Origin of the sequence: Streptomyces sp. NPDC052299, from assembly GCF_040679335.1 — a bacterium.
Taxonomy (GTDB): domain Bacteria; phylum Actinomycetota; class Actinomycetes; order Streptomycetales; family Streptomycetaceae; genus Streptomyces.
On sequence record NZ_JBFAUP010000004.1, the window covers coordinates 37,303 to 63,673 of the forward strand.

The following is a 26,371-nucleotide window of genomic DNA, read 5'->3' on the forward strand; positions in this document are numbered from 1 at the left end:
TTACAGCTTCATCAGGCTGGCGTCATCGACCGAGGCCGAGTGGCGGGAACGGAACAGCGACACGATGATCGCGAGCCCGACCACGACCTCCGCGGCGGCGACGACCATCGTGAAGAAGGCGATGATCTGGCCGTCGAGATTGCCGTGCATCCGGGAGAAGGTCACGAACGCGAGGTTGCAGGCGTTGAGCATCAGCTCGACGCACATGAACACCACGATCGCGTTCCGCCGGATCAGGACCCCGGCCGCGCCGATGGTGAACAGCAGGGCGGCGAGATAGAGGTAGTTGACCGGATTCACTTGGCGACCTCCTCTTCTTCGGTGTCCCGGCCCAGCCGCTCACCGGAGCGCTGCTCCAGTGCCTTGAGGCCGGCCAGTGATTCCTGGGACACGTCACGCATCTGGCCGCGCTTGCGCAGCGTGCTCATGACGGTCAGCTCGGACGGGGTGCCGTCGGGGAGCAGGCCCGCGATGTCCACCGCGTTGTGCCGGGCGTAGACGCCGGGGGCGGGCAGCGGCGGTACGTGGTTGCTCCGCACGCGGTCCTCGGACATCTCCCGCTGGGTCTTCGCCCGTTCGGTGCGCTCGCGGTGCGTGAGCACCATCGCGCCGACCGTCGCGGTGATCAGCAGGGCGCCGGTGATCTCGAAGGCGAAGACGTACTTGGTGAAGATGAGGCTGGCGAGCCCCTCCACGTTTCCGCCGTGCGCGGTGTTGGCGGTGCCCAGGCCGTTGAAGCTCTTCAGCGAGGCGTTGCCGATACCGGCGATCAGCAGGACGCCCAAGCCGATGCCGCATCCGGCGGCCAGCCAGCGCTGGCCCTTGATGGTCTCCTTCAGCGAGTCCGCCGCCGTGACGCCGACGAGCATGACCACGAAGAGGAACAGCATCATGATCGCGCCGGTGTAGACGACGATCTGGACGATGCCGAGGAAGTACGCGCCGTTGGCGAGGTAGAACACCGCGAGGATGATCATCGTCCCGGCGAGGCTCAGCGCGCTGTGCACGGCCTTCTTCATGAGCACGGTGGACAGGGCGCCGATCACGGCGACCGTGCCGAGCACCCAGAACTGGAACGCCTCGCCGGTCGAGGTCTGCGAGGCCGCTGCGGCCAGGCCGGTCATGCGTCCACCTCCTGCGAAGCGCCGTTGCTCTGTGCCTCGTCGGACGGCTTCTCGCCCTTGGACACGGCGATCTGACGCTCCGTACCCGGGGCGGCCTCGGTGACCAGGCCCCGGTAGTAGTCCTGCTCGTCCATGCCGGGGAAGATCGCGTGCGGGCTGTCGACCATGCCTTCCTCCAGGCCCGCGAGCAGCTCGTCCTTGGTGTAGATGAGGCTTTCGCGGGTGGTGTTGGCGAGCTCGAACTCGTTGGTCATCGTGAGCGCCCGGGTCGGGCACGCCTCGATGCACAGTCCGCAGAGGATGCAGCGCGCGTAGTTGATCTGGTAGACGCGGCCGTAGCGCTCACCCGGGGAGTAGCGCTCCTCTTCGGTGTTGTCCGCGCCCTCCACGTAGATCGCGTCGGCGGGACAGGCCCAGGCGCACAGCTCGCAGCCGACGCACTTCTCCAGCCCGTCCGGATGGCGGTTGAGCTGGTGGCGGCCGTGGAAGCGGGGCGCCGTCACCTTCGGCGTCTCCGGATACTGCTCGGTGAGCCGCTTCTTGAACATGGCCTTGAAGGTCACGCCGAAGCCGGCCACCGGGTTGTGGAACTTGTCCTCCGAGGACTGGGAGGACTGCGACGCCGTCGACCCCGTCAGGCCGGTGGATTTCGCCGGCCTCCTGGACCCCGGCGAATCAGGCAGTTCAGACACCGTCGGCCTCCTTTCCGTCACTCGGATTTCCGTCACTCTGAGTATCCACCCCGCCACTGACAACGAGCTCCCGCTCGCGTCGCGGCCTGCGCCGGGGCACGGGCGGCAGGGTCTGTCCGGGCAGCGGCGGCACCGGGAATCCGCCCGCCATCGGGTCGAACGCCGGCTCGGGCCCGGCCTGCTCGGCGGCGGCCTTCTCCTTCTTGTCGCGGAAGATGTCGGCGACGAAGGAGATCAGCAGCACCGCGATCACGGCACCGGCCACGTAGAGCAGGATCTTGGAGAAGTCGTAGCCCTCGTTGCGCAGCGCCCGTACGGTCGCGACCAGCATCAGCCAGACGACGGAGACCGGGATCAGGACCTTCCAGCCGAGCTTCATCAGCTGGTCGTAGCGGACGCGGGGCAGCGTGCCGCGCAGCCAGATGAAGAAGAACAGCAGCAGCTGGACCTTGAGGACGAACCAGAGCATCGGCCACCAGCCGTGGTTCGCGCCCTCCCAGAAGGTGCTGACCGGCCACGGGGCCCGCCAGCCGCCCAGGAACAGGGTGGTGGAGACGGCGGAGACGGTGACCATGTTGACGTACTCGGCCAGCATGAACATCGCGAACTTGATGGACGAGTACTCGGTGTTGAAGCCGCCGACCAGGTCGCCCTCGGACTCCGGCATGTCGAACGGGGCCCGGTTGGTCTCGCCGACCATCGTGACGATGTAGATGATGAAGGAGACCGGCAGCAGGATGATGAACCAGCGGTCCTGCTGCGCCTCCACGATCTTCGACGTCGACATCGACCCGGAGTAGAGGAACACCGAGGCGAACGCGGCGCCCATCGCGATCTCGTACGAGATCATCTGCGCGCAGGACCGGAGCCCGCCGAGCAGCGGGTACGTCGAGCCGGACGACCAGCCGGCCAGCACGATGCCGTAGATGCCGACCGAGGCGACCGCGAGGATGTACAGCATCGCGATCGGCAGGTCGGTGAGCTGCATCGCCGTACGGTGCCCGAAGATCGAGACCTCGTTGTCCGAGGGCCCGAAGGGGATCACCGCGATGGCCATGAACGCGGGGATCGCGGCGACGATCGGAGCGAGGACGTAGACGACCTTGTCCGCCCGCTTGACGATGACGTCTTCCTTCAGCATCAGCTTGACGCCGTCGGCGAGCGACTGGAGCATCCCCCAGGGGCCGTGCCGGTTGGGGCCGATGCGCAGCTGCATCCAGGCGACGACCTTGCGCTCCCACACGATGGAGAAGAGCACGGTCACCATCAGGAACGCGAAGCAGAAGACGGCCTTGACGACGACGAGCCACCAGGGGTCGTTGCCGAACATCGACAGGTCCTCGGCGGCGAGCACCGAACCGTGCGGTGCCGCGGCCAGTTGAGCGAAGGCGGTCACGCCCGCACCTCCGGTGTGACGTCGGGAGTACCGGCAGCGGCGGGGCCGATCCGGACCAGGCCGCCGGGGCGGGCCCCGGTCGTGGCCGGCACGCCCCGCCCGGCCGAGTTCAGCGGCACCCAGACCACGCGGTCCGGCATGTCGGTGACCCGGAGCGGGAGTTCGACGCTGCCGGCCGGGCCGGACACCGCCAGCAGGTCGCCGTCCTTGACCCCGGTCTCCGCGGCCGTGGCGGCCGACAGCCGGGCCACCGCCTCGTGCCGGGTCCCGGCGAGGGCGGTGTCGCCCTCCTGGAGGCGGCCCAGGTCGAGCAGCATGCGGTGGCCGGCGAGGATCGCCTCGCCGTCGCCGGGCCGGGGCAGCGGCTGCGCGGAGACCCGGGGGTCGTCCGCGTACCCGCCCTGCCAGCCGCCGAGGCGGTCCAGCTCGCGGCGGGCGGCCCGCAGGTCCGGCAGCGCGAAGTGCACGTCCATGGCGTCGGCCAGCATGTGCAGGACGCGGGCGTCGCCCGGGGCGAGGTTCCGCGTCATCTGGTCGGGCTTCAGCGCGGCCTCGAACATCCGCGCCCGGCCCTCCCAGTTGAGGAAGGTCCCGGACTTCTCGGCGACCGCGGCCACCGGGAACACCACGTCGGCGCGGTCGGTGACCTCGCTCGGCCGCAGCTCGAAGGAGACCAGGAAGCCGACCCGGTCCAGGGCCTCCAGGGCCCGCGCCGGGTCCGGCAGGTCCTCCGTCCCGACGCCGGCGACGACCAGCGCGCCCAGCTCACCGGTGGCCGCGGCCTCGATGATCTGGCCGGTGTCGCGGCCGAAGCGGGACGGGAGTTCGGCGACGCCCCACGCGGCGGCGACCTCGTCCCGGGCGCGCGGGTCGGTGGCCGGGCGGCCGCCGGGCAGCAGCGACGGGAGCGCGCCCGCCTCCACCGCGCCGCGTTCGCCCGCCCGGCGCGGAATCCACACCAGCCGGGCCCCGGTCGCGGTCGCGGCCCGGACCGCGGCGGTCAGCCCGCCGGGCACCCCGGCCAGCCGCTCGCCGACCACGATCAGGGCGCCCTCGGCGCGCAGGGCCTCGGCCGCGGCGGCGCCTTCGCCCTCCAGGCCGACGCCGCCCGCGATGGCGTCCAGCCACTCCGTCTCGGTGCCGGGCGCGGCGGGAAGCAGCGCGCCGCCCGCCTTCGCCAGGCCCCGGGTGGCGTGCGAGGCGACGGAGAAGGTGCGCTGGCCGTGCTTGCGGTGGGCCTTGCGCAGCCGCAGGAAGACCCCGGGGGCCTCCTCCTCCGACTCGAACCCGACCAGCAGCACGGTCGGCGCCTTCTCCAACGAGGTGTACGTGACACCGCTGCCGTCCAGGTCCTTCCCGCGTCCCGCGACGCGCGAGGCCAGGAAGTCGGCCTCCTCGTCGCTGTGGACCCGGGCCCGGAAGTCGATGTCGTTGGTGTCCAGGGCGATCCGCGCGAACTTGCTGTACGCGTACGCGTCCTCGACGGTCAGCCGGCCGCCGGTGAGGACGCCGGTCCGGCCGCGTGCGGCGGACAGGCCCTCGGCCGCGGCGGCCAGTGCCTCGGGCCAGCTCGCCGGCTCCAGCTCACCGGACTCGCCCCGGACGAGCGGGGTGGTGAGCCGGTCGCGCTGCTGGGCGTAGCGGAAGCCGAAGCGGCCCTTGTCGCAGAGCCATTCCTCGTTGACCTCGGGGTCGTTGGCCGCGAGGCGGCGCATGACCTTGCCGCGCCGGTGGTCGGTGCGGGTGGCGCAGCCGCCGGCGCAGTGCTCGCACACGGAGGGCGTCGACACCAGGTCGAAGGGGCGGGAGCGGAATCGGTACGCCGCCGAGGTCAGCGCCCCGACCGGGCAGATCTGGATGGTGTTCCCGGAGAAGTACGACTGGAACGGGTCGCCCTCGCCGGTGCCGACCTGCTGGAGCGCGCCGCGCTCGATCAGCTCGATCATCGGGTCGCCCGCGACCTGGTTGGAGAACCGGGTGCAGCGCGCGCAGAGCACGCAGCGCTCACGGTCCAGCAGCACCTGGGTGGAGATCGGCACGGGCTTCTCGTACGTCCGCTTCCTGCCGTCGAAGCGGGAGTCCGGGTCGCCGTGCGACATCGCCTGGTTCTGAAGCGGGCACTCGCCGCCCTTGTCGCAGACCGGGCAGTCCAGCGGGTGGTTGATGAGCAGCAGCTCCATCACACCGCGCTGCGCCTTGTCGGCCACGGGCGAGGTGATCTGCGACTTGACGACCATGCCGTCGGTGCAGGTGATGGTGCAGGACGCCATCGGCTTCCGCTGGCCCTCGACCTCGACGATGCACTGACGGCAGGCGCCGGCCGGGTCGAGGAGGGGGTGGTCGCAGAACCGGGGGATCTCGATGCCGAGGAGTTCGGCGGCGCGGATGACCAGGGTGCCCTTGGGCACGCTGATCTCGATGCCGTCGATGGTCAGCGTGACCAGGTCCTCGGGCGGGATCGCCGCTTCGCCGCCCCCGGAGGGCGCACTCGTGGTGACTGTCATGCGTTCACCCCCTGGTGAGCGTTCTTGTCGTCGGCCCAGAGGGTCGACTTGGCGGGATCGAAGGGGCAGCCCTTGCCGGTGATGTGCTGCTCGTACTCCTCGCGGAAGTACTTCAGCGAGGAGAAGATCGGCGAGGCGGCGCCGTCGCCGAGGGCGCAGAACGACTTGCCGTTGATGTTGTCGGCGATGTCGCCCAGCTTGTCGAGGTCGGACATCCGGCCCTTGCCGGCCTCGATGTCGCGGAGCAGCTGGACGAGCCAGTACGTGCCCTCGCGGCAGGGGGTGCACTTGCCGCAGGACTCGTGCGCGTAGAACTCGGTCCAGCGGGTGACGGCCCGCACCACGCAGGTCGTCTCGTCGAAGCACTGGAGCGCCTTGGTGCCGAGCATGGACCCGGCCGCGCCGACGCCCTCGTAGTCGAGGGGCACGTCGAGGTGTTCGTCGGTGAACATCGGTGTGGAGGAGCCGCCGGGGGTCCAGAACTTGAGGCGGTGGCCGGGGCGCATGCCGCCGCTCATGTCGAGGAGCTGGCGCAGCGTGATGCCGAGCGGCGCCTCGTACTGGCCGGGGCCCGCGACGTGGCCGCTGAGCGAGTAGAGCGTGAAGCCCGGGGACTTCTCGCTGCCCATCGACTTGAACCAGTCCTTGCCCTTGTTCAGGATCGCGGGAACCGAGGCGATGGACTCGACGTTGTTCACCACGGTGGGGCAGGCGTACAGACCGGCGACCGCGGGGAAGGGAGGCCGCAGCCGGGGCTGGCCGCGCCGCCCTTCGAGGGAGTCGAGCAGCGCGGTTTCCTCACCGCAGATGTACGCCCCGGCGCCCGCGTGCACCGTGAGTTCCAGGTCGAGCCCGGAGCCCATGATGTTGGTGCCGAGATAGCCCGCCTCGTACGCCTCTCGGACGGCCTCGTGCAGCCGTCGCAGCACGGGGACGACCTCACCGCGGAGGTAGATGAACGCGTGCGACGACCGGATCGCGTAACAGGCGATCACGATGCCCTCGATGAGGCTGTGCGGGTTGGCGAAGAGGAGCGGGATGTCCTTGCAGGTCCCCGGCTCCGACTCGTCGGCGTTGACCACGAGATAGTGCGGCTTGCCGTCGCCCTGCGGGATGAACTGCCACTTCATGCCGGTGGGGAAGCCGGCGCCGCCGCGGCCGCGCAGACCGGAGTCCTTGACGTACGCGATGAGGTCGTCCGGGGACATGGTGAGGGCCTTGCGCAGTCCCTCGTAGCCCTCGTGGCGGCGGTAGGTGTCCAGGGTCCAGGACTCCGGCTGGTCCCAGAAGGCGGACAGGACGGGCGCGAGCAGCTTCTCGGGGCTGGTCCCGTTCTGGTTGAGTTCGGTGGCCAACGTCATCACTCCCCCTCCTCGGCCGCGGGTCCTGCCGGGTGGTCCGGGTCGGATGCCGAGGTCTGCTGCGGCGCGTCATGGGAGCTGAGGTGCTCGGCGCCCTTCTGCGGCCGGTCGGTGGGCGCCTCGCCGCGCGGGCTCACCACGCGGGCCTGCGGTGCGGCCTCGCCCTTGGCCAGCTTGAGGCCGATGAGCGAGGCGTGGCCGGCGCCGCCGGTGGCCGCGACGGCGCCGGGGCGCTCGTCGGGGAAGCCGGCGAGGATGCGCGCCGTCTCCTTGTACGTGCACAGGGGCGCGCCGCGGGTGGGTTCGACGGTGCGGCCGGCGATGAGGTCGTCCACCAGCTGGGTGGCGCTCTCCGGCGTCTGGTTGTCGAAGAACTCCCAGTTGACCATCACGACGGGCGCGAAGTCGCAGGCGGCGTTGCACTCGATGTGTTCGAGGGTGACCTTGCCGTCCTCGGTCGTCTCGTCGTTGCCGACGCCGAGGTGCTCCTTGAGCCGGTCGAAGATCGCGTCGCCGCCCATCACCGCGCAGAGCGTGTTGGTGCAGACGCCGACCTGGTAGTCGCCGCTGGGCCTGCGCCGGTACATCGTGTAGAAGGTGGCGACCGCGGTGACCTCGGCGGTGGTGAGGTCGAGCATCTCGGCGCAGAAGGCCATGCCCGTACGCGAGACGTATCCCTCCTCGGACTGCACGAGGTGCAGCAGCGGCAGCAGTGCGGAGCGGCTGCCGGGGTAGCGGGCGATCACCTCCTTCGCATCCGCTTCGAGCCTGGCGCGCACCTCGGCCGGGTAGGCGGGGGCGGGGAGCTGCGGCATCCCCAGACTGACTTCCTGACGTGCTTCGGTCACCGGTCGACGCCTCCCATCACGGGGTCGATGGATGCGACGGCGACGATGACGTCGGCGACCTGGCCGCCCTCGCACATCGCCGCCATGGCCTGGAGGTTGGTGAAGGACGGGTCGCGGAAGTGGACCCGGTAGGGTCGGGTCCCGCCGTCCGAGACGACGTGCACGCCGAGTTCGCCCTTGGGCGACTCGACGGCGGTGTACGCCTGTCCGACGGGGACCCGGAAGCCCTCGGTCACCAGCTTGAAGTGGTGGATCAGGGCCTCCATGGAGGTGCCCATGATCTTCTTGATGTGGTCCAGCGAGTTGCCCAGGCCGTCCGGGCCGAGCGCGAGCTGCGCGGGCCAGGCGATCTTCTTGTCGGCGACCATGACCGGTCCGGGTTCGAGCCGGTCGATGCACTGCTCGATGATCCGCAGCGACTGGCGCATCTCCTCCAGCCGGATGAGGAAGCGCCCGTAGGCGTCGCAGCTGTCGGCGGTGGGGACCTCGAAGTCGTAGGTCTCGTAGCCGCAGTACGGGTCGGTCTTGCGCAGGTCGTGCGGGAGGCCCGCCGAGCGCAGGATCGGTCCGGTGGCGCCGAGGGCCATGCAGCCGGTGAGGTCGAGGTAGCCGACGTCCTGCATGCGGGCCTTGAAGATGGGGTTGCCGGTGGCGAGCGCGTCGTACTCCGGCAGGTTCTTCTTCATGGTCTTCACGAACTCGCGCAGCTGGTCGACCGCGCCCGGGGGCAGGTCCTGGGCGAGGCCGCCGGGGCGGATGAACGCGTGGTTCATGCGGAGCCCGGTGATCAGCTCGAAGAGGTCGAGCACCAGCTCCCGGTCGCGGAAGCCGTAGATCATGATCGTGGTGGCGCCGAGCTCCATGCCGCCGGTGGCGATGCACACCAGGTGCGAGGAGAGCCGGTTGAGCTCCATCAGGAGCACGCGCAGGACGCTGGCCCGGTCGGGGATCTGGTCCTCGATGCCGAGCAGCTTCTCGACGCCCAGGCAGTAGGCCGTCTCGTTGAAGAACGGCGTGAGGTAGTCCATGCGCGTGACGAAGGTGGTGCCCTGCGTCCAGCTGCGGAATTCGAGGTTCTTCTCGATGCCGGTGTGGAGGTAGCCGATGCCGCAGCGGGCCTCGGTGACGGTCTCGCCGTCGATCTCCAGGATGAGCCGGAGCACGCCGTGCGTGGACGGGTGCTGCGGGCCCATGTTGACGATGATGCGCTCGTCGTCGGAGGCGGCGGCGTTCTCGACGATCTCGTCCCAGTCGCCGCCGGTGACTGTATATACAGTCCCCTCGGTCGTGGCGCGGGGCGTTGCGTGGGGAGTGGTCATCAGGAGTACGACCTCCGCTGGTCCGGAGCCGGGATCTGGGCGCCCTTGTACTCGACGGCGATGCCGCCGAGCGGGTAGTCCTTGCGCTGCGGGAAGCCCTGCCAGTCGTCCGGCATCATGATCCGGGTGAGGGCGGGGTGCCCGTCGAAGACGAGCCCGAAGAAGTCGTACGCCTCGCGCTCGTGCCAGTCGTTGGTCGGGTAGACCGGGACCAGCGAGGGCAGGTGCCGGTCGTCGTCCGGCGTGGAGACCTCGAGGCGGATCAGCCGGCCGTGCGTGATCGAGCGCAGGTGGTAGACGGCGTGCAGCTCGCGGCCCTTGTCGCCGGGGAAGTGGACGCCGCTGACGCCGGTGCACAGCTCGAAGCGGAGCGCCGGGTCGTCGCGCAGGATCCTGGCGACGGTGACCAGGTGCTCGCGGGCGATGTGGAAGGTGAGCTCGTCCCGGTCGACCACCGTCTTCTCGATGGCGTTCTCCGGGAGGAGGTCCTGCTCCTCCAGGGCGCCTTCGAGCTCGTCGGCGACTTCGTCGAACCAGCCGCCGTAGGGGCGGGAGGAGGCGCCGGGGAGCGCGACCGTGCGGACGAGGCCGCCGTAGCCGGAGGTGTCGCCGCCGTTGTTGGCGCCGAACATGCCCTTCCGTACGCCGATGACCTCGCCGTGCTCGTCGCGCGGGGCGGGGACGGCGGAGCCGCCCAGCTCGTCGCTCATCGCAGGAGCCCCTTCATCTCGATGAGGGGCAGGGCGTTGAGCGCCGCTTCCTCGGCCTCGCGGGCGGCTTCCTCGGCGTTGACCCCGAGCTTGGAGCCCTGGATCTTCTGGTGCAGCTTGAGGATCGCGTCCATCAGCATCTCGGGCCGCGGTGGGCAGCCCGGCAAATAAATATCAACCGGGACAATGTGATCGACACCCTGAACAATGGCGTAGTTGTTGAACATTCCGCCCGATGATGCGCAAACCCCCATGGAGATCACCCACTTCGGGTTCGGCATCTGGTCGTAGACCTGCCGCAGGACGGGCGCCATCTTCTGGCTCACCCGCCCGGCCACGATCATCAGGTCCGCCTGCCGCGGCGAGCCGCGGAAGACCTCCATGCCGAAGCGGGCCAGGTCGTAACGGCCTGCCCCGGTGGTCATCATCTCGATGGCGCAACAGGCGAGGCCGAAGGTCGCCGGGAAGACGGAGGACTTCCGCACCCAGCCGGCCGCCTGCTCGACGGTGGTCAGAACGAAGCCGCTCGGCAGCTTCTCTTCGAGTCCCATGGTGTGCCCCTCAGCCCCTCAGTCCCATTCCAGACCGCCGCGCCGCCACACATACGCGTAGGCGACGAAGACGGTGAGCACGAAGAGCAGCATCTCCACGAGCCCGAAGATCCCCAGGGCGTCGAAGCTGACCGCCCAGGGATAGAGGAAGACGATCTCGATGTCGAAGACGATGAAGAGCATCGCCGTCAGGTAGTACTTGATGGGAAAGCGGCCGCCTCCGGCCGGCGTGGGTGTCGGTTCGATACCGCACTCGTACGCTTCGAGCTTTGCCCGGTTGTACCGCTTGGGGCCGATAAGCGTGGCCATGACCACGGAGAAGATCGCAAACCCTGCCCCGAGGGCGCCGAGCACGAGGATGGGCGCGTAGGCATTCACGCTCCTCGCTCCTTCCAGTCGTCCTTGACCGTTGGACCGCATCGGGCGAACCGGCTCCCCGCCTCACCAAGATCGTGCACATGTGAGGCAGTTCACAAGCCCGACTGCCCCGCATCCTATGCCCGCCGTCCTGTGATCTGCGACACGGGGGTCACCAACGTCTTTGTGATCTCCACCACCTGACGAACGATCATGAAGTCGGATGAGCGGTGATCTTCGTACACGAAGCGGCCGAGTGATCACGAGAGGTGACATCTACTGCCGTTGTCGCTGGTCAAAGGGGTGTCGCACTATCAAGCCAGGGCGCTGCGCGCAAAATTGGCGATGGACGCGATGGGGTGATAAAGGGATCTGCCCCAATCCGGGGGCCACGGGCGGCGGATGGCCGGACGGGGTGACCGCTGGGCGCGACCCGGACGGAAGTCACTCGCGCGAGGGTTCACGCGGAACGAAGTGGACGCGGAGACCGCCACTTCCCGTGCCGGACCCTCGTATGCCCGTCACGGCAGGACCATGCTGTGAGCTGCGTCACTCCACATCGGCCGTTATAGAAGCGGGCTTGGCCAACAGTGTGAACGAGTGGTAAGCGAGGGGCAATTCGGGCGTATTGCAGAAAACCCATGATCACAGCCTTGATCGCGACTGTCCGATTTGCCCGTTACGGCGTCAATAAGGGCCGCCGGAAAGCGGATTCACAGATTCCGGACGTAACTGTGTCGCAACACACGTTTCTTGATGGGACCCGGCGCGCCCTGATAGCGCTAGTACCCATGTCCCACACCGCTCACATACCCAGCCACCGGAAGCCCCGCCGAAACGCCTCGACGACGGCGCTGCGGGCCGGAGTTGCCGGTGGCGTCCTCAGCACCATCGCGGTCGCGGGTGCCGCGGGCCCGGCCCAGGCCGAACCGGTGACCCAGACGATCGAGATGCCCACCATCACGGCGGGACTCTCCACCACCGTCGCCGCCTCCGCCGAGGCGACGCAGCAGGTCGCCCTGGACCTGGAGACGCAGGCGCAGGAGGACGCGGCGGCCAGCAGCGCCGCCAAGGACGCCAAGAAGGCCAAGGCCGAGGCCGTCCGCAAGGCCGAGGCCAAGAAGAAGGCCGAGGCGGCCGCCAAGGCCAAGGCGGAGGCCGCCGAGCGCGCCTCCCGCGACGCCGCGCGCACCACGCTCCAGAAGACCACCGGCTCCTCCTCGTCCGGCTCCACCAACGCCGCCACGACCTCGTACTCCTCCAACGCCACCGGCTCCGCGGCCTCCGTCGTCGCGTTCGCCCAGGCGCAGGTCGGCGACGCGTACGTGTCCGGCGGCACCGGCCCCAACTCGTGGGACTGCTCGGGCCTGGTCCAGGCCGCGTTCCGCACCGTGGGCGTCGACCTGCCGCGCGTCTCGCAGAGCCAGTCCACCGCCGGCACCCAGGTCTCGCTGAGCAACCTCCAGCCGGGCGACATCCTGTACTGGGGCAGCGCGGGCAGCGCGTACCACGTCGGGATCTACGTCGGCGGCGGCCAGTTCGTCGGTGCGCAGAACTCCTCCACCGGTGTGGTGCAGCGTCCGCTGGACTACGACATGCCGACCGGCGCGGTCCGCGTCCTCTAGGACCACTAGGACCACATCGCGTTCACGGATTCACAAGCGTGATCCGCACGTCAAGCACACGACGGAGCCGTCACTCCCCCGCTCGGGAGTGACGGCTCCGTCGTTTGTGAACGGGCGCTACGAGCTCGGCGCCACCTTCGCCAGGCCGTTGATGATGCGGTCCATCGCGTCGCCGCCCGTCGGGTCGGTGAGGTTGGCGAGCATCTTCAGCGTGAACTTCATCAGCAGCGGGTGCGTCAGGCCGCGCTGGGTCGCGAGCTTCATGACCTTCGGGTTGCCGATCAGCTTCACGAAGGCGCGGCCCATCGTGTAGTAGCCGCCGTAGGTCTCCTTGAGCACCTTCGGGTAGTTGTTCAGCGCCAGCTCCCGCTGCGCGGGGGTCGCACGGGCGTGCGCCTGGACGATGACGTCGGCCGCGAGCCGGCCCGACTCCATGGCGTACGCGATGCCCTCGCCGTTGAACGGGTTGACCATGCCGCCCGCGTCACCGACGAGCAGCAGGCCCTTGGTGTAGTGCGGCTGACGGTTGAAGGCCATCGGCAGGGCGGCGCCCCGGATGGGCATCGTCATGTTCTCCGGGGTGTATCCCCAGTCCTCCGGCATGGACGCGCACCACGCCTTCAGGACCTCGCGCCAGTCCAGCTCCCGGAAGGCGGACGAGGAGTTGAGGATGCCGAGGCCGACGTTGGAGGTGCCGTCGCCCATGCCGAAGATCCAGCCGTAGCCGGGCAGCAGCTTCTCCTGGGGCCCGCGCCGGTCCCACAGCTCCAGCCAGGACTCCAGGTAGTCGTCGTCGTGCCGGGGCGAGGTGAAGTACGTCCGCACGGCGACGCCCATCGGGCGGTCCTCGCGGCGGTGCAGGCCCATCGCGAGGGAGAGCCGGGTCGAGTTGCCGTCGGCCGCGACGACGAGCGGGGCGTGGAAGGTGACCGGGGTCTTCTCCTCGCCGAGCTTCGCGTGCACCCCGGTGATCCGGCCGGTGCGCTCGTCGGTGACCGGAGCGCCGACGTTGCACCGCTCGTACAGCCGGGCACCGGCCTTCTGCGCGTTCCGGGCCAGCTGCTCGTCGAAGTCGTCGCGCTTGCGGACGAGTCCGTAGTCCGGGTAGGAGGCCAGATCCGGCCAGTCCAGCTGGAGCCGGACGCCGCCGCCGATGATGCGGAGGCCCTTGTTCCGCAGCCAGCCCGCCTCTTCGGAGATGTCGATCCCCATGGCCACGAGCTCCTTGGTGGCGCGCGGGGTGAGGCCGTCGCCGCAGACCTTCTCGCGCGGGAACGCGGTCTTCTCCAGGAGGAGGACGTCGAGTCCGGCCTTGGCCAGGTAGTACGCGGTCGAGGAGCCGGCTGGGCCCGCCCCGACGACGATGACGTCCGCGCTGTGTTCGGACAGGGGTTCGGTCACGGTCGGTTCTCCCGAAGACTCGAATTCGCGTGCCGCGCGGCACAGGTCCAAGGCAGTCTATGGGGGCCTGCCGACCAACCCTCCGAAGGGCTGCCTCATGTCAATCGCGCCTGCCGCTCCGCCCGTCGTACAGCTGCGTGTCCCGACCGACGAGGACGCCGTCGCCTGGCACCGGGCCTTCGACGACCCGGAGGTGATGCGGTTCCTCGGCGGGCGGTCCGAGGAGCTGTCCATGTACGAGGAGTGGACCGCGCGGCAGCGCAGACACGACGCCGAACTCGGCTACTGCCTGTGGACCGTGCTCGACGGGGAGGGCCGGGTCGTCGGCTTCACGGGCGCGCAGCCGTGGGGGCCGACCGCCTACGGGCCGGTGGGCGAGACCGAGATCGGCTGGCGGCTGGCCCGCCCGGCCTGGGGGCTGGGTTACGCGACGGCCGCCGCGCGCCTCACGCTGGACCGGCTGCGCGCGGCGGGGACGGCACGGGTGGTGGCGGTGGTCGACGTGCTCAACGAGCGGTCCGCCGCGGTGGCCCTGCGCCTCGGCATGGAGCCGGCCGAGACCTTCACGACGCCTCGGCCGGGCCAGGAGGTGCGGGTCTTCCGGCTGGAGCTGTGACGGTCAGTCGATGTCGTTGAGCATCCAGGTGGACAGGGCGGTGTCGAAGACCTCGCGGGCACCGGCCCAGTCCACGTCCCGGTCGGTGACGTAGATGGCGTACTCGGTGCCGTCCTCGGCGATGTAGCTCTGGTCGATCGCGTGGACGGGCCGACCGCTCTTGTCCTCGTAGGTGTACTCCCACAGCGCGCCCGGGCGGCCCTGGAAGGTGTTGGCCGACAGCTGGACCTGCTGGTAGTTCCGCTGGTTGGCGGTGGCCGTCTTCTCCAGGGCCGTGAAGTTCTCGTACGAGGTGTAGGGGGCGTCCGCGATGACCCCGACCTTCAGCAGGCGGGTGTCGCCCGCGGACGCGGCGTAGGTCACCTGGTGGTTCTCCTCGCCCTGGCGCTCCCAGTCGTCCGGCAGGGCGAGCGCGAACCCCGCGGTGTCGGCGACGACGCCGTAGCCGGCCGGGATGACGGGCTCCGCCGGACCGGTGGAGGCGGTCGCCTCGGCGGAGGGGGACTCGGAGGGGGCCCCGCTCGTCCGGTCCTGGGCGGGCGTCGCCCGGTCGCTCTTCCCGCCCTTGTCGCTCTCCGAGGTGCCAGGGTCGTCGTCGTGGCGGTCCAGCAGGGCGAGGGCGCCCGCGGTGGCCCCGCCGCCGAGGACGAGCGCGGCGGTGAGCGTGGCCCCCCAGACGAGGACGGCCCTCCGGCGCCGGGGCGCGGGCGGCTCCGCGGCGGTGGACTGCGCGGGCGGGGTGTGCGGGCCCGGGCCGGGCTTCGGGGTGTACGGGCCGGGCGCCGGGCTCCGGCCGGGTGCGGGCGTGTACGGGCCGGGGGCCGGGGTGTAGGGGCCGGGGATGTGCGGGCCCTGGTTCGGCGGGCCGTACGGGCTCGGCGGGGCGGGGTACGCCGGGGAGCCGCCGCCCGGTCCGCCGCCGCCCGTCATCCGCGCGAGGTACGGCGCGACGAGCACCGCGCCGCCGACCCACAGCAGCCCGAACAGCAGCGCGTCGGCGACGCTGGGCGAGACGTCCAGGGTGCCGGAGCCGCCGATGTCCGCGACGTTGCCGGAGAACTCGGCGGACAGGCCGCTCATCGCGGTCAGCGCGAGGAACCCGAGCAGGAACAGGCCGCCGGCGGTGACCTGTTCGCGCCGGTCGGCGGAGCGGCGCCCGGCGAGCAGGCCGACGATGAGCGCGCAGACGAGTCCGGCGGCGAGCGCGCCGACGAGCGCCCAGTCGTTGGCGGCGTCGCTCAGCTCGCCGAGCCCGAACGCACCGTGCTCCGTCCCGTTGCCGATGAGGTCCGTCCGGCCCCGCATGTCGTACTCGACGGAGCCGCCCCAGCTCACCGAGAGCACCATCAGCGCGATGTTGGGCAGCAGCGGCAGGGCCATCAGCAGGGCGGTGCCGTTGACGTCGTCCAGGGTGGCGTACGTGATGTAGCCGATCAGGCCGCAGAGCAGGAGCACGGCGCCGAGCGCGCGGACGGCGGTCCCGGTGGCGCGTACGAAGCTCTGCGCGCCCGGCCGCTGGGCCAGCCAGGCGGCCGCGACGTCGCGTTGCAGCACGGCGCAGGTGGTGACGAGCGCGATGCCGAGGGCGCCCAGGGCCGCCAGGACCGGCGAGGAGTGGAGCGAGTAGTTCTCGATCTCCGGCTGGGCGTACAGCCCGAGGACCAGGACCGCGGCGGTGGCCACGACGCTGATCCGGACCGCCGCGTCGAGGCCGCCGCCCTGCCTGCGGACGCCCCGGGCGCCGAGGACGAGGGCGCCGATCCACAGCACGGTGACGGTGAGCGGGATCAGCGAGAGCGTCGTCTGGCTCTGCCCGCCCGGATCGAAGTCGCCGTACGTGTCCCCGTACGGCGAAGCGCCCCCGTATCCGCCGCCGCCCGGCATGACGGCCCGGACCTCGAAGCCGCCGCCGAATGCCTGGAGCAGCATCGCGAGCGCGATCCGGAACCGGTCGCTCCATCCGACGACGACGTCGTCCCCCTGCCCGTAGTCGGGGATGGCGAGCGCCACGGCTAGCCCGATGATCAGCCCGGTCGGCCAGACGGCCGCCCTCAGCGAGCCCGCCCAGTCCCCGCGCATCACCCGGCCGAAGAAGACCCCGACGGGCGAGGGCCCGGCCGGCACCGGCGCGTACCCGGGCGGCGGCGCGGCGGGCCGCGTCATGTAGGCGGGCATCGCGGGCGGTTCGACGGCCGGGGTCCCGGCGGGCGGCGGCGGGGCGGCGGGCTGCGGAGGCGCGGTGGGCGCGGCGGGGCGCTCCCGCCCGCACTTCATGCAGAAACGCGCCTCGTCGGGCGCCTGGGTTCCACAGAAGGGGCAGTACGAGGGCATGAGGGCTCCGCAGCGGTCCGGGGACGGGCGAGACGGTGACACACGGAAACGGGGAAGACGCGTGCCGTATCAACGGACACATCTTCCCCGCCCACCGGTTCCCGTCAACTCGGAATGCCCGCAACCGTTTTCGCGCGGTCCGCGCGTCCCGTCCGGGCCCGCCGGAGACGTCAGTCGCGCACGCCCCGGTGCAGGGCCACCACGCCGCCCGTGAGGTTGCGCCAGGCGACCCGGGACCAGCCCGCCTGCTGGAGCTTCTTCGCCAGGCCGGGCTGGTCGGGCCAGGCGCGGATGGATTCGGCGAGGTAGACGTAGGCGTCCGGGTTGGAGGAGACGGCGCGGGCGACCGGGGGCAGGGCGCGCATCAGGTATTCGATGTAGACCGTGCGGAACGGGGTCCAGACGGGCTGGGAGAACTCGCAGATGACGACCCGGCCGCCCGGCTTGGTGACCCGGTACAGCTCGCGCAGGGCCGTGTCCGTGTCCTGGACGTTGCGCAGGCCGAAGGAGATGGTCACCGCGTCGAAGGTCTCGTCGCGGAAGGGGAGCTTCGTGGCGTCCCCGGCGGTGAAGGGCAGCCATGCGTGGCGCTTCTTGCCCTCGCGGAGCATGCCGATGGAGAAGTCGCACGGCACGACGTACGCCCCGGTCGCGGCGAACGGCAGCGAGGACGTTGCCGTGCCGGCCGCCAGGTCGAGGACCTTCTCGGCGGGCCGGGCGTTCACCGCCTTGGCGACCTCCTTGCGCCACAGCCGGTCCTGGCCGAGCGAGAGCACGTCGTTGGTCAGGTCGTAGTTCGCCGCCACGCCGTCGAACATCGAGGCGACTTCGTGCGGCTGCTTGTCCAGGGATGCTCGGGTCACGCATCCCATTCAAGCAGCCCGCCCCGCGCCGCTTCGCGGCGGACGCCCCCGGCGAAAACCCGGCTTCAACCTTTTCCGCCCGACGGCACTCAGTAGTGACGGAGAGACCTCCGCGGAGAACCGGGAAGAACAGGAAAGGGGGCAGATGTTCACGGGTACCGGCCGGGGGGCCGACGGCTTCGAGGAATTCGCCCGCGCCGGTCAGCACCGGCTCTACCGCACCGCGTATCTGCTCTGCGGGGACGCCGACGCCGCGCGCGATCTGACCCAGACGACGCTGGCCAAGCTGTTCCAGCACTGGCACCGGGTGCGCGCCGCCGACCACCCGGACGCCTACGCCCGGACCGTGCTCACCCGCACCTACATCGCCGAGCGCCGCCGCCGTCTGCGCGACCTCCTCGCCCACACGCCGATCGCCGCGCCCGCCCCGGCGGTGGGCCCCGAGCTCACGGTCACGCTGCTCGCGGCCCTCGCCGAACTGCCGCCCCGTGCCCGGGCGATGGTCGTCCTGCGCTACTGGGAGGACCTGAGCGTGGACACCGTCGCCGAACTGCTGCGGTGCAGCCCGTCCACCGTCAAGAGCCAGTGCTCGCGCTCGCTGGCCACGCTGCGCGCCCGCCTGGGCGACGCGCACCTCTACACCGCCCGAGGCTGAGGAGTCACGCCGTGTACGTGTTCATGGACCCCGCTCCGGGCGACGAGCCCGGCCGCGACGAGGACGAGCTGCTGGTCCGGGCCGCCATGGAGCGGGCCACCGACGGGGCGCCGCCGGTGCCCGACCTGGTCCCCGGCGCCCTGGTCCGGGGCCGCCGCCGCCGGGCCCGGGCCCGCGCCACGATCGGGGCGGCGGCGACCGCGATCGTCGGCCTGGGCGTCCTGGGCGCCGCGCTGCCGGTGTGGGGCGGGGGCGGGGAGCCGGTACGCCAGTGGTCGGCGGCCTCGCAGACCTCGCCGGTTCCCACGCCCACGTCCGTCCCCGTCCCGGCCCTCGTGCACATCGAGCCGAGCCCCGGCGAGTCCTCCATGGCGGACCTGCCGCCGGACGAGCTCTCCCGGCAGCGGGTCTTCCAGTACGAGGCGGCGGGCGTGCTCGAAACCCTGCTGCCCAAGGCGCTCGCCCCGGTCCGGCCGGTCGACATCGCCGTCAACCGGTACCAGGGCGGGGCGGACGGCCCGGTCTTCCCCCTCACGTTCTCCGTCCGCCCGCTGGCCACGGGCAAGGCGGCCCGGGCCGATCCGCCCTGCCTCGACGTCGCGGTGAAGGGCCTCCGGTGCGACGAGGTGTCACTGCCTGGGGGCATCATGGCCCAGGCGATCACGGCGGCCGGGAACGCCGAGGGGGGCAAGACGATCACCGGGGTCACCGTGCGCTTCGTGTACGGGCACAGCCGCGTCACGCTCACCGTGGGGGGCGACGCCGACGCGATGGTGTCGGCGCCGGTCACCGCCGACGACCTGCTGGCCGTCGCCCGGGACGCGCAGTTCATCGAAATGGTCGCTTACGCGGACGCACGTCCGATGGAAGCCAGGGAGGGGTCTGTACGTGAGGGCTGAGAGCAGACGGGGGCGGCGCGGTGGAGGCGGACGCAGACGCGCGAAACGGGCGCGGCGCAGCCGCGTACGCATACTCGCCGCCGTCGCCGTACCGGCGGCGCTGATCGGCGTCGTGGTGGTCCTCGCGCCCCGCTGGGCGGGCGGTGACGAGGCCCCGGCGGCGGCCGCGCCCAAGCCTTCGCCCGTCGCCGCGTCCCCCTCGCACTCGCCCACGCCCTCCGCGAAGCCCAGCCGGAGCCCGAAGCCGTCCCGGTCGCCCTCCGTGAAGCCCAGCCCCACCCAGGTGCGCATCCCCGCCACCGGCCCCGGCACCTTCACGACCGCCCGCGCCGACGCGTCGTCGTCCGGGCAGTACGCGTACCGCGTCGAGGTCGAGGACGGCACCGGCGTCGATCCGGAGGAGGCCGCGGACCGGATCGCGGACATCCTCGCCGCGCCGCGCGGCTGGGGGCAGGGCGGGAAGCGTACGTTCCACCGGGTGTCCTCCGGCCCGGCCGGGCTGGTCGTCCGCATCGCGACGGCGGGCACCACGGACCGGATCTGCGGACAGGGCGGAATGAACACGCACGGCGAGGTCAACTGCCGGATCGGCGAGAAGGTGATGGTCAACCTGAAGCGCTGGCAGACCGGTTCGCCCGAGTTCGACGGCCCGCTGAACGACTACCGGGCCCTGATCATCAACCACGAGGTCGGCCACTGGCTCGGCCGCGGCCACGAGACCTGCCCCGGCAAGGGCCGCCCGGCCCCCGCGATGATGCAGCAGATCTACGGGCTCAAGGGTTGCGTCGCCAACGCCTGGCCGTACGACGAAAACGGGGCATACCTGGGCGGACCTTCGGTGCCTTAACGATTCTTCAGGCGCTCTCTCCACGCCCTCATATGGATGTGGACTGAACCAATTGCCCCGATCACCGGTCCTACAGCGGGGGACGAACGTCGAACGCTGGGGAGGGTTTCGGATGCCCGGAGGGAAAGGGCGCCGGGGGGAGGGCGGCCGGAGCAGGCTGCTCACGTTGGCTGTCGTCCCCGTCGTGCTCGCGGCCGCCGCCGTCGTCGGCCTCCGCTGGAACGACGCACGCGGGCCCGCTCCCGCCGCATTCACCGTGGCCCGCGCCGCCGCGACCGACAGCGGTACGGGGAGCGCCTACCGGGTGGAGGTGGAGGACGGCTCCGGGCTCGACGCGGACAAGGCCGCCGCAGCCGTCGCGCGCATCCTGGCCGCGCCCCGGGGCTGGTCGCACCACGGGGAGCACCGGTTCCGCCAGGTGGCGAAGGGCCCGGCGGGGCTGGTCATACGGATCGCGACCCCGGAGACCACCGACCGCGTCTGCGGCGCGAGCGGGCTCGACACGCACGGCGAGGTCAACTGCCGCGTCGGTACGGTCGTGATGGTCAACCTGAAACGCTGGCAGACCGGTTCGCCCGAGTTCGACGGCCCGCTGGGCGAGTACCGGGCGCTGATCGTCAACCACGAGGTCGGCCACTGGCTGGGCCACGGCCACGAGACCTGCCCCGGCAAGGGCCGCCCGGCCCCCGCGATGATGCAGCAGATCGACGGCCTGAAGGGCTGCGTCGCCAACGCCTGGCCGTACGACTCCGAGGGCCACTACCTGGGCGGCCCGCCGGTGCCGTAGGGGCGTCTAACGCCCCCGGTAGACCAGCCGCCCGCCCGCGATCGTCGCCACGCAGCTCGCCGCGCCCGCCGCGAGGAGCGCTGCCTCGTCCGGCGCGTCGAAGGCCGCGAGGTCCGCGCGGCCCCCGGCGGCGAGTGGTGCCGCCGTCGCGTCGGCCACCGCGCCGGCCCCGGCCAGCGGGTCGAGCCGGGGGGCGTCGGCGGTGGCGGCGGCAGGACCGGCGACCGTCAGCCCGGACCGCCGGATCGCCGTGAGCAGCGCGGCCGATGTCCCCGGCGCGGCCGCCACCGCCGTCGTGCCGTGCCGGAGCATCCGGTGCAGCCCGCGCCGCACGCTGCCCGCGCGCCAGGTCTCCTCGGGGCCGAGCGCGTCGAGCGCGGCGCCGGTCAGGGGCTCGGTGCCCAGCGCGTCCGCCTCGCGGGGGTCGGGGAAGTACCACTCCTCCAGGAGCCGGACCGCGTCGCGCTGCACCAGCCCCGGGGTGAGGACGCCCGGCCAGCGCCGGACCCGGGCGCCGGGGTGGGCGGCGGCCAGCTCCTCGTACGGCCCGAACGCCGCGACCGCGGCGTCCCGCACGGCGACCGCACCGCCGGGCACGGGTGCGCGGCCGCCGCCCGGCAGGAGCAGGGCGGCGGCGTGAATCGTCAGCAAGGCGCGGTCAGTTGGCGCTCAGGAGCTTGAGCTCGGGGTGCGCGGTGCCGCCCTCGATGGCGACGGACGAGATGTGCGAGACGACGCGCTCGTCGACCGGGTCGTTCGCCGGGTCGTCGTGCACGACGAGGTGCTCGTACGTCGTGGAGCGCTGGGCCGGGACCCGGTCCGCCTTGCGGATGAGGTCGATGATCTCCAGCCGGTTGGAGCGGTGCTTGGCACCGGCCGAGGAGACGACGTTCTCCTCCAGCATGATCGAGCCCAGGTCGTCCGCGCCGTAGTGCAGCGACAGCTGGCCGACCTCCTTGCCGGTGGTGAGCCAGGAGCCCTGGATGTGGGCGACGTTGTCCAGGAACAGCCGGGCGATGGCGATCATCCGCAGGTACTCGAAGAGCGTGGCCTGCGTCTGCCCCTTCAGCTTGTTGTTCTCCGGCTGGTACGTGTACGGGATGAACGCCCGGAAGCCGCCGGTGCGGTCCTGCACGTCACGGATCATGCGCAGGTGCTCGATGCGCTCGGCGTTCGTCTCGCCCGTGCCCATCAGCATGGTCGAGGTGGACTCGACGCCCAGGCCGTGCGCGATCTCCATGATCTCCAGCCAGCGCTCGCCGGACTCCTTCAGCGGCGCGATGGCGGTGCGCGGCCGGGCCGGGAGCAGCTCGGCGCCCGCGCCCGCGAAGGAGTCGAGACCGGCGGCGTGGATACGGCTGATGGCCTCCTCGGCGGAGACCTTCGAGATCCGGGCCATGTGCTCGATCTCGGAGGCGCCGAGCGAGTGGATCACCAGCTGCGGGAACGCCTTCTTGATGGCCGAGAAGTGCTCCTCGTAGTACTCCACGCCGTAGTCCGGGTGGTGGCCGCCCTGGAACATGATCTGCGTGCCGCCCAGCTCGACGGTCTCCGCGCAGCGGCGCAGGATGTCGTCCAGGTCCCGGGACCAGCCCTTGGCGGTGTCCTTCGGCGCGGCGTAGAACGCGCAGAACTTGCAGGCCGTGACGCACACGTTGGTGTAGTTGATGTTGCGCTCGATGATGTACGTCGCGATGTGCTCCGTACCGGCGTACCGGCGGCGGCGCACGGCGTCGGCCGCGGCGCCGAGGGCGTGCAGCGGCGCCGACCGGTAGAGGTCGAGCGCCTCCTCCGGGGTGATCCGGCCGCCTTCGGCGGCTCGGTCGAGGATGGGCTGGAGGTCGGCCTTCTCGGTCACCGGGCTGTCACCTTTCGGCGGTTTTCAACGGAGCTACGGACCGGTTCAGCGTACGCCAGGGGGGTCGGCGGTCAGCCGTCGGACCGGGTGAGCGTGCCGTACGGACGTCCCGCGCCCTTCTCGTCGGAGCTGAAGCGGAGGGTGCCGTCGGAGGCGCGGGTGAAGTGGAGGTCGGCCGGTGCGGTGGTGCAGAGCCCCGCGGTGCTGGGGCGCTCCGGGTCGGCGCGCTCGCGCAGCCTCAGCTCGTCGTCGGTGGCGCTGGTGAGGGTGGCGACGCTGTAGCAGTTGACGTCGATGCCGATGGAGAGGGACGTGGTCAGGCGGACCACGTCCGTGCCCTTGCGGCCCTTGGTGAAGACCGCGGTGAGCGTGCCGTGCGGCTCGCCCGTGGTCTTCTCGGTGAGCGGGCCCTGCCAGGTGCCGACGAACGCGTCGGGCAGCTCGGCGGCCCCGCCCGAGGGGGGCGTCGGGCTCGCCGTCGGACCGCTCGTCGCCGAGCCGGTGGCCGAGCCCTTCGGCGGCGAGGGCTCGCCGGAGGTGGCGGGCGGCGCCTGCCCGACGCTGCCGGTGTCGCCGCCCGTGCCCGGGATCAGGTCCAGCAGGAAGGCGCTGCCCACCGTCACCGCGGCCAGCGCCCCGGCCACCGCGAGCGCGAGGGTGCAGCTGACCTGCCGGCGTCCCGCCCGGTCGCCGCCCGCCGTCGCCCCCAGGGTCAGGCTCCGGCTCCCGGTCCGCTGGCCCGGCAGCCCGTTGGCCCCGGCGGTCGGAGGGTGCGCCGGACCGGTCGGCGGCGGGCCGAAGACGCCGAGCGCGGCGCCGGGCGGGCCGTACGGGCCGGCGGCGGGCTCGCCCGCGCCCGTCTCCTGCCCGGCCGACGGGCCCCCGGCCCCCAGCGACGGAGTGCTGAACGGCACCGGACCGGACTGCACCGGGGCCTCCTGCGGCTCCAGGTCCAGCAGCGCCACCGCCGACCGGCTGACCTCGCGGACCAGCGGTCCCGGCAGCCAGCCCGCCGCGACGGCCGCCGCCGCGCCGCCGGGCAGCAGCCTGCGGGCCAGCTCGTCCGGGGTCGGCCGCAGCGCCGGGTCCTTGGCCAGGCAGGCGGCGATGGTCTCGCGGAGGCCGCCCTCCAGGTCGCCCAGCTCCGGTTCCTCGTGGACGACCTTGTAGAGCAGGACGGCCGAGGAGTCGCCGAGGAACGGCGCGGACCCGGTCGCCGCGTACGCCAGGACCGCGCCCAGCGAGAAGACGTCGACGGCGCCGGAGATCTCCGTGCCCCGGATCTGCTCCGGCGCCATGTAGCCCGGCGAGCCGACGGAGACCCCGGTGGAGGTGAGGGAGGTGGTCGCGTCGATGGCCCGGGCGATGCCGAAGTCGATCAGCCGGGGGCCCTCCAGGGCGAGCAGGACGTTGGACGGCTTCACGTCCCGGTGGATCAGGCCCCGCTCGTGCACCGCGGCCAGCGCCTCGCCGAGTCCGGCGCCCAGCACCCGGACCGCGTGCTCGGGCAGCGGGCCGTGCTCGGTGACGGCCGCGGAGAGCGGCGGGCCCGCCACGTAGCCGGTGGCGATCCAGGGGACGGGGGCGTCCGGGTCGGCGTCCAGGACGGGCGCGGTCCACTGGGCGCCGATCCGCCGGGCCGCCTCCACCTCGCGCCGGAAGCGGGCGCGGAACTGCTCGTCGAGCGCGAAGTGCGGGTGGACGACCTTGACGGCGACGGTGCGGCCTCCGGCGCTGCGCCCGAGGTACACGCGGCCCATACCGCCTGCGCCGAGTCTGCCCAGCAGCCGGTAGGAGCCGATGCTGAGCGGTTCCCCGGCTTCCAGCGGCTGCATATTAAGGACTCCCCCTGTGAACCGGCCGGACCTCCGACCGAAGCCTAGTTCGTGTCCGTGAAGTCTCGTCCGGTCACGGGAGAAACCATCCGCCGATTTCGCCCCCAAGGGAACGAACGACGTCATTCACCGCGATAAAAGGCGTGAATGCGCCGGTCGCCGCCGATGACCGATTGCGCAATCCGCCATTCATCCCGTGTTCAACGAAATCGAAAATGCCATTCCCCGGCGGCGGGATGTTCTCATCCGCCGAGCAGCTCCACCTTCACGTCCGTCGGGAAGCCCGCCAGCTCGCCGGTGCGGCGGGCGAACTCCTCGACGCCCGCCAGCTGCGCCGGGCCGAAGCGGAAGTCGAGCGTCGTGAAGTAGCGCTCCAGGACCTCCGCGTCGAACGCCTCCCAGCGCGCGGCCTGCTCGGCGACCTTGGTGACCTCCTCCAGGGAGAGGTCGCGGGAGGCGAGGAACGCCTCGTGGACCTGCTTGACCGCGGTGGGCTCGGCCGCCAGGTAGTCCTTGCGCGCGGCCCAGACGGCGAAGACGAACGGCAGGCCCGTCCACTCCTTCCACATCGCGCCCAGGTCGTGGACCTGGAGTCCGAGGCGGGGCGCGTCGTGCAGGTTGGCGCGGAGGGCCGCGTCACCGATGAGGACGGCGGCGTCCGCCTCCTGCATCATCAGGCCCAGGTCCGGCGGGCAGGTGTAGTAGTCGGGGGTGACCCCGTACCGCTCGGCGAGCAGCAGCCGGGCCAGCCGTACGGAGGTGCGGGAGGTCGAGCCGAGGGCGACCCGGGCGCGGTCCAGGTCCTCCAGGGGCCGCTGCGAGACGATCACGCACGACATGACGGGGCCGTCGCAGCCGACCGCGATGTCGGGGAAGGCGACCAGGTCGTCGGCGTTGCGCAGGAACTCGACCAGGGTGACCGGGGCGATGTCCAGCTCGCCCCTGACCAGTTGCTCGCTGAGCTTCTCCGGGGTGTCCTTCGACAGCTCCAGGTCGAGCAGGGTTCCGGTGCGTGCCAGCCCCCAGTAGAGGGGAAGGCAGTTGAGGAACTGGATGTGGCCGACGCGCGGCCGGGGGCGACGGTCGTCGCCCGCGACGTTTGAAACGGTTGAATTGTCCACATCGCGAGGCTAGACCCGCGCTATCCCGACCGCCCCACCGGGGGCGGCGGCACACGGGAAGGCCCTCTCGGATGGCTCATCCGGGCGGCTGTCAAACATCCGGGTGAAGTGATCTTTCCCTCTACCCCTACGGACACGCTGCGTGCTAGGCTCGACGGCAAGTTGCAGTTTGGTTTCCCTTGCAGTACAGAGCCTGCGGAGCATGTGACCCCGCAGGCTTTTGTAGTTTTCAGACTTCATTGCAGGTTCTGGAGCAGGGCAACCCTTTGGCCCAAGGAGGGCTTATGGCTACCGGAACCGTCAAGTGGTTCAACGCTGAAAAGGGCTTCGGCTTCATCGCCCAGGACGGCGGCGGCCCGGATGTCTTCGTCCACTACTCCGCGATCAACGCGTCCGGGTTCCGCTCCCTCGAGGAGAACCAGGTCGTGAACTTCGACGTCACTCAGGGCCCCAAGGGTCCGCAGGCTGAGAACGTCACCCCGGCCTAGTTGCCCGGGTCGGCCGATCGCGGCCGGTAAGAGCAGTACCCAAGGAGCCCCGCTCCTCCGCACCGGCGGAGGAGCGGGGCTCCTGCCCGTGTGCGCCCTGCCCCGGATCGTTGTCGAGGGCTTGTGCAGAGAGTCATCCGTTACTGACGGGCCGACCCTTCACAAGGCAGACTGTTGACGGCG

Annotated in this window: 24 protein-coding genes and 1 pseudogene; 7 read left to right on the plus strand and 18 right to left on the minus strand. The window is 71.3% G+C overall.

Going from position 1 to position 26,371, the window contains the following annotated elements:
• Genes nuoK through AB0L33_RS08015 form a run of 11 tightly spaced genes read right to left on the minus strand, consistent with a single transcriptional unit; the run spans position 1 to position 10,883 of the window.
• On the minus strand, positions 1-300 hold the full coding sequence (gene nuoK / locus AB0L33_RS07965) for an NADH-quinone oxidoreductase subunit NuoK (protein ID WP_018101339.1): 300 nt from the start codon (positions 298-300) through the stop codon (positions 1-3).
• Positions 297-1,124 carry an NADH-quinone oxidoreductase subunit J gene (locus AB0L33_RS07970; RefSeq protein WP_365678766.1) on the minus strand — a complete coding sequence of 276 codons (828 nt, stop codon included), beginning with the start codon at positions 1,122-1,124 and terminating at the stop codon, positions 297-299. The genes nuoK and AB0L33_RS07970 overlap by 4 nt, the downstream gene beginning before the upstream one ends.
• A complete protein-coding gene (nuoI, locus tag AB0L33_RS07975; protein WP_365678768.1) occupies positions 1,121-1,816 on the minus strand; it encodes an NADH-quinone oxidoreductase subunit NuoI in 696 nt (231 codons plus the stop codon). Before nuoI ends, AB0L33_RS07970 begins: the two co-directional genes overlap by 4 nt.
• Positions 1,809-3,212 (minus strand): NADH-quinone oxidoreductase subunit NuoH, encoded by a 1,404-nt coding sequence (gene nuoH, locus AB0L33_RS07980; RefSeq protein ID WP_365678770.1) that lies wholly within the window; start codon positions 3,210-3,212, stop codon positions 1,809-1,811. Before nuoH ends, nuoI begins: the two co-directional genes overlap by 8 nt.
• Positions 3,209-5,716, minus strand: coding sequence for an NADH-quinone oxidoreductase subunit G (locus AB0L33_RS07985; RefSeq protein WP_365678772.1), 2,508 nt, complete (start codon positions 5,714-5,716; stop codon positions 3,209-3,211). The genes nuoH and AB0L33_RS07985 overlap by 4 nt, the downstream gene beginning before the upstream one ends.
• Positions 5,713-7,077, minus strand: coding sequence for an NADH-quinone oxidoreductase subunit NuoF (nuoF, locus tag AB0L33_RS07990; RefSeq protein WP_365678774.1), 1,365 nt, complete (start codon positions 7,075-7,077; stop codon positions 5,713-5,715). The genes AB0L33_RS07985 and nuoF overlap by 4 nt, the downstream gene beginning before the upstream one ends.
• Positions 7,077-7,892 (minus strand): NADH-quinone oxidoreductase subunit NuoE, encoded by an 816-nt coding sequence (nuoE, locus tag AB0L33_RS07995; protein ID WP_365679418.1) that lies wholly within the window; start codon positions 7,890-7,892, stop codon positions 7,077-7,079. The genes nuoF and nuoE overlap by 1 nt, the downstream gene beginning before the upstream one ends.
• Before the next feature lie 29 nt (positions 7,893-7,921).
• Complete coding sequence (locus AB0L33_RS08000) at positions 7,922-9,244, minus strand: NADH-quinone oxidoreductase subunit D (RefSeq protein ID WP_365678776.1); 1,323 nt, start codon at positions 9,242-9,244, stop codon at positions 7,922-7,924.
• The gene (locus AB0L33_RS08005; RefSeq protein WP_365678778.1) at positions 9,244-9,954 is read right to left on the minus strand and encodes an NADH-quinone oxidoreductase subunit C; all 711 of its coding nucleotides are present in this window, start codon (positions 9,952-9,954) and stop codon (positions 9,244-9,246) included. The genes AB0L33_RS08000 and AB0L33_RS08005 overlap by 1 nt, the downstream gene beginning before the upstream one ends.
• Positions 9,951-10,505 (minus strand): NADH-quinone oxidoreductase subunit B family protein, encoded by a 555-nt coding sequence (locus AB0L33_RS08010; protein ID WP_073964532.1) that lies wholly within the window; start codon positions 10,503-10,505, stop codon positions 9,951-9,953. Before AB0L33_RS08010 ends, AB0L33_RS08005 begins: the two co-directional genes overlap by 4 nt.
• Before the next feature lie 18 nt (positions 10,506-10,523).
• Positions 10,524-10,883 carry an NADH-quinone oxidoreductase subunit A gene (locus AB0L33_RS08015; protein ID WP_003967084.1) on the minus strand — a complete coding sequence of 120 codons (360 nt, stop codon included), beginning with the start codon at positions 10,881-10,883 and terminating at the stop codon, positions 10,524-10,526.
• Positions 10,884-11,653: 770 nt separating this feature from the next.
• Here AB0L33_RS08015 and AB0L33_RS08020 point away from each other — a divergent pair.
• Positions 11,654-12,487: a C40 family peptidase gene (locus AB0L33_RS08020; RefSeq protein WP_365678781.1), complete on the plus strand. Its 834-nt coding sequence runs from the start codon at positions 11,654-11,656 to the stop codon at positions 12,485-12,487.
• A gap of 117 nt (positions 12,488-12,604) precedes the next feature.
• Here the strand turns inward: AB0L33_RS08020 and AB0L33_RS08025 are convergent, their stop codons facing one another.
• On the minus strand, positions 12,605-13,888 hold the full coding sequence (locus AB0L33_RS08025) for a geranylgeranyl reductase family protein (RefSeq protein WP_365678783.1): 1,284 nt from the start codon (positions 13,886-13,888) through the stop codon (positions 12,605-12,607).
• A gap of 97 nt (positions 13,889-13,985) precedes the next feature.
• Between AB0L33_RS08025 and AB0L33_RS08030 the strand changes: the two genes are divergently transcribed.
• Positions 13,986-14,504 (plus strand): GNAT family N-acetyltransferase, encoded by a 519-nt coding sequence (locus tag AB0L33_RS08030; protein WP_365678785.1) that lies wholly within the window; start codon positions 13,986-13,988, stop codon positions 14,502-14,504.
• 3 nt (positions 14,505-14,507) lie between these two features.
• Here the strand turns inward: AB0L33_RS08030 and AB0L33_RS08035 are convergent, their stop codons facing one another.
• Positions 14,508-16,835 (minus strand): zinc-ribbon domain-containing protein, encoded by a 2,328-nt coding sequence (locus AB0L33_RS08035; RefSeq protein ID WP_365678787.1) that lies wholly within the window; start codon positions 16,833-16,835, stop codon positions 14,508-14,510.
• A 170-nt stretch (positions 16,836-17,005) separates the two neighbouring features.
• Complete coding sequence (locus AB0L33_RS08040) at positions 17,006-17,698, minus strand: demethylmenaquinone methyltransferase (RefSeq protein ID WP_365678789.1); 693 nt, start codon at positions 17,696-17,698, stop codon at positions 17,006-17,008.
• Between the two features lie 145 nt (positions 17,699-17,843).
• Between AB0L33_RS08040 and AB0L33_RS08045 the strand changes: the two genes are divergently transcribed.
• From AB0L33_RS08045 to AB0L33_RS08060, 4 genes and pseudogenes are all read left to right on the plus strand, one after another.
• Positions 17,844-18,353, plus strand: a complete 510-nt coding sequence (locus AB0L33_RS08045; protein ID WP_365678791.1) for a SigE family RNA polymerase sigma factor — start codon at positions 17,844-17,846, stop codon at positions 18,351-18,353.
• Between the two features lie 11 nt (positions 18,354-18,364).
• Complete coding sequence (locus AB0L33_RS08050) at positions 18,365-19,252, plus strand: hypothetical protein (RefSeq protein WP_365678793.1); 888 nt, start codon at positions 18,365-18,367, stop codon at positions 19,250-19,252.
• Positions 19,253-19,364: 112 nt separating this feature from the next.
• Complete coding sequence (locus AB0L33_RS08055; protein WP_365679420.1) at positions 19,365-20,099, plus strand: DUF3152 domain-containing protein; 735 nt, start codon at positions 19,365-19,367, stop codon at positions 20,097-20,099.
• A gap of 250 nt (positions 20,100-20,349) precedes the next feature.
• Positions 20,350-20,886: pseudogene (locus AB0L33_RS08060) on the plus strand (DUF3152 domain-containing protein); the annotation flags it as partial.
• 6 nt (positions 20,887-20,892) lie between these two features.
• Here the strand turns inward: AB0L33_RS08060 and AB0L33_RS08065 are convergent.
• The 4 genes from AB0L33_RS08065 to AB0L33_RS08080 form a co-directional block, all read right to left on the minus strand.
• Complete coding sequence (locus AB0L33_RS08065; protein WP_365678795.1) at positions 20,893-21,537, minus strand: hypothetical protein; 645 nt, start codon at positions 21,535-21,537, stop codon at positions 20,893-20,895.
• A 7-nt stretch (positions 21,538-21,544) separates the two neighbouring features.
• Positions 21,545-22,744, minus strand: coding sequence for a cyclic dehypoxanthinyl futalosine synthase (gene mqnC, locus AB0L33_RS08070; RefSeq protein WP_143620460.1), 1,200 nt, complete (start codon positions 22,742-22,744; stop codon positions 21,545-21,547).
• A gap of 71 nt (positions 22,745-22,815) precedes the next feature.
• The gene (locus AB0L33_RS08075) at positions 22,816-24,579 is read right to left on the minus strand and encodes a serine/threonine-protein kinase (protein WP_365678797.1); all 1,764 of its coding nucleotides are present in this window, start codon (positions 24,577-24,579) and stop codon (positions 22,816-22,818) included.
• A 242-nt stretch (positions 24,580-24,821) separates the two neighbouring features.
• Positions 24,822-25,700 (minus strand): menaquinone biosynthesis protein, encoded by an 879-nt coding sequence (locus AB0L33_RS08080; protein WP_365678799.1) that lies wholly within the window; start codon positions 25,698-25,700, stop codon positions 24,822-24,824.
• A 284-nt stretch (positions 25,701-25,984) separates the two neighbouring features.
• Between AB0L33_RS08080 and AB0L33_RS08085 the strand changes: the two genes are divergently transcribed.
• Positions 25,985-26,188 carry a cold-shock protein gene (locus AB0L33_RS08085; RefSeq protein ID WP_003967102.1) on the plus strand — a complete coding sequence of 68 codons (204 nt, stop codon included), beginning with the start codon at positions 25,985-25,987 and terminating at the stop codon, positions 26,186-26,188.
• The last annotated feature ends 183 nt before the right edge of the window (positions 26,189-26,371 follow it).